Source organism: Streptomyces anatolicus, from assembly GCF_019400875.1.
Classification (GTDB): Bacteria; Actinomycetota; Actinomycetes; order Streptomycetales; family Streptomycetaceae; genus Streptomyces; species Streptomyces anatolicus.
In genome coordinates this window covers 1-4,483 of the sequence record NZ_WMBF01000498.1, presented here as the reverse complement: position 1 = coordinate 4,483, position 4,483 = coordinate 1, and the positions used below count along the sequence as shown (strand labels likewise).

The 4,483-nt window shown below is 70.3% G+C and carries 6 protein-coding genes and 1 pseudogene; 3 read left to right on the top strand and 4 right to left on the bottom strand.

Annotation, left to right across the window (positions count from 1 at the left end; all coding sequences use genetic code 11):
* The coding region (locus GKQ77_RS28245) for a DUF397 domain-containing protein (protein ID WP_219691757.1) at positions 1–141 on the bottom strand (141 nt) is incomplete at its 3' end.
* On the bottom strand, positions 138–977 hold the full coding sequence (locus GKQ77_RS28240) for a helix-turn-helix domain-containing protein (protein WP_219691756.1): 840 nt from the start codon (positions 975–977) through the stop codon (positions 138–140). The genes GKQ77_RS28245 and GKQ77_RS28240, both read right to left, overlap by 4 nt.
* 145 nt (positions 978–1,122) lie before the next feature.
* Between GKQ77_RS28240 and GKQ77_RS28235 the strand changes: the two genes are divergently transcribed.
* The 3 genes from GKQ77_RS28235 (at position 1,123) to GKQ77_RS28225 (ending at position 2,279) form a co-directional block, all read left to right on the top strand.
* A complete protein-coding gene (locus tag GKQ77_RS28235) occupies positions 1,123–1,521 on the top strand; it encodes a hypothetical protein (RefSeq protein ID WP_219691753.1) in 399 nt (132 codons plus the stop codon).
* A gap of 81 nt (positions 1,522–1,602) precedes the next feature.
* On the top strand, positions 1,603–1,869 hold the full coding sequence (locus GKQ77_RS28230) for a hypothetical protein (RefSeq protein WP_051819484.1): 267 nt from the start codon (positions 1,603–1,605) through the stop codon (positions 1,867–1,869).
* The gene (locus tag GKQ77_RS28225; RefSeq protein ID WP_219691752.1) at positions 1,866–2,279 is read left to right on the top strand and encodes a PIN domain-containing protein; all 414 of its coding nucleotides are present in this window, start codon (positions 1,866–1,868) and stop codon (positions 2,277–2,279) included. The genes GKQ77_RS28230 and GKQ77_RS28225 overlap by 4 nt, the downstream gene beginning before the upstream one ends.
* 57 nt (positions 2,280–2,336) lie before the next feature.
* On the opposite strand, the gene GKQ77_RS28220 is transcribed toward GKQ77_RS28225, so the two are convergent.
* Both GKQ77_RS28220 and GKQ77_RS28215 read right to left on the bottom strand, forming a co-directional pair.
* On the bottom strand, positions 2,337–3,929 hold the full coding sequence (locus GKQ77_RS28220) for a PstS family phosphate ABC transporter substrate-binding protein (protein ID WP_219691751.1): 1,593 nt from the start codon (positions 3,927–3,929) through the stop codon (positions 2,337–2,339).
* A 135-nt stretch (positions 3,930–4,064) separates the two neighbouring features.
* Positions 4,065–4,483 (bottom strand): annotated as a pseudogene (locus GKQ77_RS28215) (serine/threonine protein kinase); the annotation flags it as partial.

Genomic DNA, 4,483 nt, shown 5'->3' with positions numbered 1-4,483 from the left:
GGGGCAGGGGGCGATCTCGACGCAGGCCCCGCCGCTGTCGTTGCTGTAGCTCGACTTGCGCCATTCGTAGGCGACTTCGAGGCATTGGCCGCCGCTGTCGTTGCTGTAGCTCGACTTGAACCACCGCAGAGTGCTGCTCATGACCGTTCTTCTCCTGCCAGCCGCTCGATGAGGCTCAGCGAGTCGTCCGGGCTCAGAGCCTGTGTTCGGATCTTCGCATAACGGTGGGCGAGTTGGGACGCCTTGGCGGGATCGCTGACGAGGTGGCTCTCGTCCTCGATCTCCAGGTAGACCACGTGGTGGTGTTCCTCGGTCTCCACCAGGATCATGTCGCCGCGAGCCCCAGCATGGGCGCCGCGCAACCCGCGCTCCAAGGGCAGCACCTGGATGCTGACGTTGTCGCGCTGAGCATCCTCGGTGAGCGAGCGTAGTTGTCCGCGCAGGATGTCCCAGCTCCCGAAGGGGCGTCGCAGCACCGACTCGTCAAGGATCAGTTCGATCATGGCGGTCGGCTCACGGTCGAAGAGGGCCCTGCGAGCCATCCGCGCCTCGACGAGTTCCTCCACCTTGCACTCGGGCAGCTTCGGGTACCCACCCCCGATCAAAGCCCGCGCGTAGTCCTCGCTCTGGAAGAGGCCGTTGATGACGTAGGTCTCGTACGCGGAGAGCGTCACCGCCTGCGCCTCCATCAGGGAGAAGTCCGCGAACTGCGGCGGGTACTTGTCCATCAGGATGTACTGCCGCGCCTTGTCGAACACCCCAAGGCCCGCCCCGATCGTCTCCTCCAGCTTGACCAGCATCTGGTCACTGGCCGGCTGCGCGCACGTCTCCATCGCGCTGACCGCCGAGCCCGTGTAGCCGATGAGGGTGCCCAACTTGGCCTGGGAAAGCTGCTGTTGCTCCCGCAGGGCCTTCGCCAGGGCGGCGACGAGGTGGGTCACCCCGCCCGCCTCGTCCTTGTTCGCGGACCGCGCCATCGCGGTCACCTCCGAAAGTATTCCGAACGCACCGGATCACAACCGATCTCAACCGGCCTCAACCACACACGGCCCGTATCCGACCGTGCACGGCAGTCGACTCAGAGTCATGGAAAAGCTACCGCGACGCCGCTTGGCTGAACCCATGAACACGTACAACGCGCAGGCCGACTGGATTCCGGCGTCCGGCCTCCAACTCCGCAAGGCAGGCGTCCAGTTCGACGCCGTACGGGTCGACGGTGACGCCGGTCGCGCTCTCGCCGACGAACTGGCGCGGCTCACGGGAGGCGACCCGGGGCCGATCGTCGAGGCGGCGAACAGGCGGCGCGGGGTCTACTTCCTCGTGCCGGTCGGCAGCACGTCGCACCGGGCGTGGCCGGAAGGCGTCACCCGGCTGACGGCCGGGGCGGGGCACGTGTCGTACGTACCGGTGCCGGCGTTGGAAGGCCCTACCTGGCCGCTCAGTTGGCGCTATCGGCCCACTGAGCCGGACCGCCGCGTGCACACCCTCCTGCTGCTCACCGCGCTTAACTCGCACGAGTGAAGATGACGAACGCGACCTGCTGAAACGGCAGTTCAAACTTGCGGGCGTCCGGAAACGGTATACCACCGGTATACTGTCGTCATGGCTGACACCACGATCAAGGTCGACCCCGCCGTCCGTGACCGCCTCATGGAGCTGGCCCGCGAGCGCGGGATGACCATGCGTGATCTGGTCGCGCAGCTGGCCGGTGCCACGCCCACCAAGGAGGAGCAGCGGCGGCGGTACGAGGAGACGAAGGCGTACGTCGAGGAGCACTTCCTCGGCGGGCCCTACACCGAAGAGGACGAGAAGGCGGGCGAGCAGCTCTGGGCCGACCTTGAGGCCGGTCGCATCGGGGAGGTCCAGTGAAGAAGGACAAGTACCCGCTGCCGCGCGCCGTCATCTTCGACGACACCGCCGCGCTGGCGCTCGGAGCGGGCAACAGGATGGCGTCCCGGCTCGTGGTCGAGGCCGAGAAGGACCCCGCCCTCAGGGTCTACGTGCCCGCCCTGGCGCTCGCGGCCGCCGAGCGTGACCGCGCCGGGGTCGCCGAGCACGTCGGGTCGCTGCCGTCCGTCGACATCACGGAGCTGGACTTCGCGGGCGCCGCGGCGGTCGGCAAGCGGCTGCGGATCGACGCCGAGGCGGACTGGGGCGGGGCGCATGCACTGCATCTCGCGCTGCCGTCGCCCGAGTGGCCGCGTGGCCGCCCGGTGCTGACGAGGGCGCCGCACCGCTACCGGGGTACGGGCATCCGGACCGTCCGGATCGAGGGCTGACGCGCGGCGGGGCGGGCCCTCGTGGGCCCGCCCCGCTCAGTCCGGAGCCCCGGCCCCCTAAGCGTCGTCCCCGCAGATGCGCAGCCCCTCCGGGGTCGCGCACGGCAGGTGGCCATGGGTGCGGATGACGTCCAGGCCGGTGCCGCGGGCGTAGGCGAGGAAGCTGGAGGCCAGGGAGTCGGCGGGGGGTCGGCCGTAGGTGTAGGCGTACTCGATCTCGCGGTAGGGGTAGCCGCTCCTGGCCAGCTCCTCGACGGACGGCTCGTGGCCGTCGAGGTTGAGGCGGTGCAGGCCCTTGAGGCCCGCGGCGGAACGCAGTTCGCTGTAGCCGATGGCGCCGGGTATGCGGCCCACCGCGTCCAGGACCTGTTCGGTGGAGTCCAGCTCGCAGCGCGTGACCGGCACGGACGGGTCATCCTTGCTCAGGCAGTCGTTCGACGAGGCCTTGATCTCGAACGCGCCGCCGAGGACCCGGCGTTGGAGCGTGTCGCGCGTGCCCGAGCTGGAGCCGCGGCTGACCAGGACCACCGGCAGGTCGGGGCCGCCGAGCTGCTTCCAGTTGCGTACGCCGCCACGGTAGAGGCGGCGCACCTCGGGCCGGGTCAGATTGCGTATCCGTACGCGGTCGTTGAGGACTAGGGCGAAGACGGAGACCGCCACGCGGCTCTCGGCGAGGCGCGGGAAGCCGTCGGACTTGGGCCCGTCGGAGAAGGCGAGGAGGGGCGGCGATCCCTGCCCGCCCGTACGATCCCCGCCCGTACCGTTTCCGCCCGTACGGCCCTCGCCCGCACGGCCCCCGCTGGTCTTCTTTCCCTCGTCGTCCAGTTCGCGTATGCCCGCCGCGCTGCCGTGCGCGGCGACCGTGATGTCGGAGCCCGGACAGTCCTTCTCGTACTTGTCCGCCAACTCCTCGGCGACCGGCGCGAACGCCGTCGAGCCGAGCACCGTCAGCTCGCCCGTCGCGCACTCGATGGGCGGCGGGGTCGCGTCCCGCAGCACGATGATCGAGGCCAGCGCGGTGACGGAGAGCGTGAGCAGGACGGTCAGCAGCTGTGCGGGCAGGGAGAACAGCGGCGGTTTGTCGTCGGGGGTCGTCGAACGGTTGGGCCGCACCTCGCCCGCCTGGATGCCGCCGGACATGGTGACCTCGCCGCCGACGGGCCCGCCGGTGAGCAGCACGAGGAGCTTGTAGTGCTGGCCCCGGTTGAGCGGGACGCGCGGGATGTGCAGCGTGCTCCCCTCGTACCGCAGACCCGCGCCCGCCGTGAAGTGCTCCATGAGGTGGTCGGCACCGGTCGGCGCGGTCACCGCGAGGCCGCGGATGGTGCGGCCGGTGAAGACGGCGGTGAGCCCGTGCAGGGCGCGGCCGGTGTAGTCGGCGTCGGTGATGGACTGCGAGCCGTCGTTCTCGACGCGGAGCAGGACGAGCGTGGCGTCGGACATCTCGGGGGTCTCGTCGAACAGGCCGAGGCGTGTATTGGCGCCGCCCGTACGGATGTTGTCCCCTATGGCCGTGTCCATCTGTACGCGGTAGCCGACGCGTTTGCGGCGCGGCACCCGGCGTTCGTACCAGAGCGCCCCGACGGTGGCGAGCAGGCCGAGGGCGGCCGTGAGCACGGCGATGGTGTTCTCGGTGCTCAACCAGTCCATGGGCGGTGACGGTAGGCGGCCCGCAGGGGGCGCGGGCCGCCTTCGCCGTTCCGTCGGGTGTTGTTCGTCGACGGTTCAGATCGACGGTTCAGGTCGACGTACGAGGGTCCGGCGCGGAGGCCGTCCGGCGCGGGATCAGCCCGACCTGGTGTACGTCAGCTCGCCCGTGCCGTCCGTGTTCGCGCGGCGCAGCTTGCCGTTGCCGAGGATCGTCACGACGCTCGCCTTGCCGGGCGTACAGGCCGACATGGGCTCGCCGACGGTGACGTCGGTCGGGCCGATGTGCAGCCGCTCGTCGGACGCGGACTCCAGCTTGCCCTCGAAGACGCAGCGGTAGGTGCCGCCGTCCTCCGTGGGGCCCTCGGCTATCAGCGACAGGGCCGTCTCGCCGGTCTCGCCCTGCTGGAGGGTGAGGCGGCGGGTGTGGTGGCCGTGCTGGTTGTCGAGGCCGCCGGACCACGTGCCCAGGTACTTGTCCGGCACGGTGCCCTCGTCGTCGGTGGGCGTCGGGTCCGGGCTCGTCGGGTCCACGGACGGCGAGCTGGGGCCGGGGG

Excerpts from the sequence above, each read along its gene's own strand:
- GKQ77_RS28240 (WP_219691756.1), bottom strand. The coding sequence starts at position 977 with ATGGCGCGGTCCGCGAACAAGGACGAGGCGGGCGGGGTGACCCACCTC.
- GKQ77_RS28235 (WP_219691753.1), top strand. The coding sequence starts at position 1,123 with ATGAACACGTACAACGCGCAGGCCGACTGGATTCCGGCGTCCGGCCTC.
- GKQ77_RS28230 (WP_051819484.1), top strand. The coding sequence starts at position 1,603 with ATGGCTGACACCACGATCAAGGTCGACCCCGCCGTCCGTGACCGCCTC.
- GKQ77_RS28220 (WP_219691751.1), bottom strand. The coding sequence starts at position 3,929 with ATGGACTGGTTGAGCACCGAGAACACCATCGCCGTGCTCACGGCCGCC.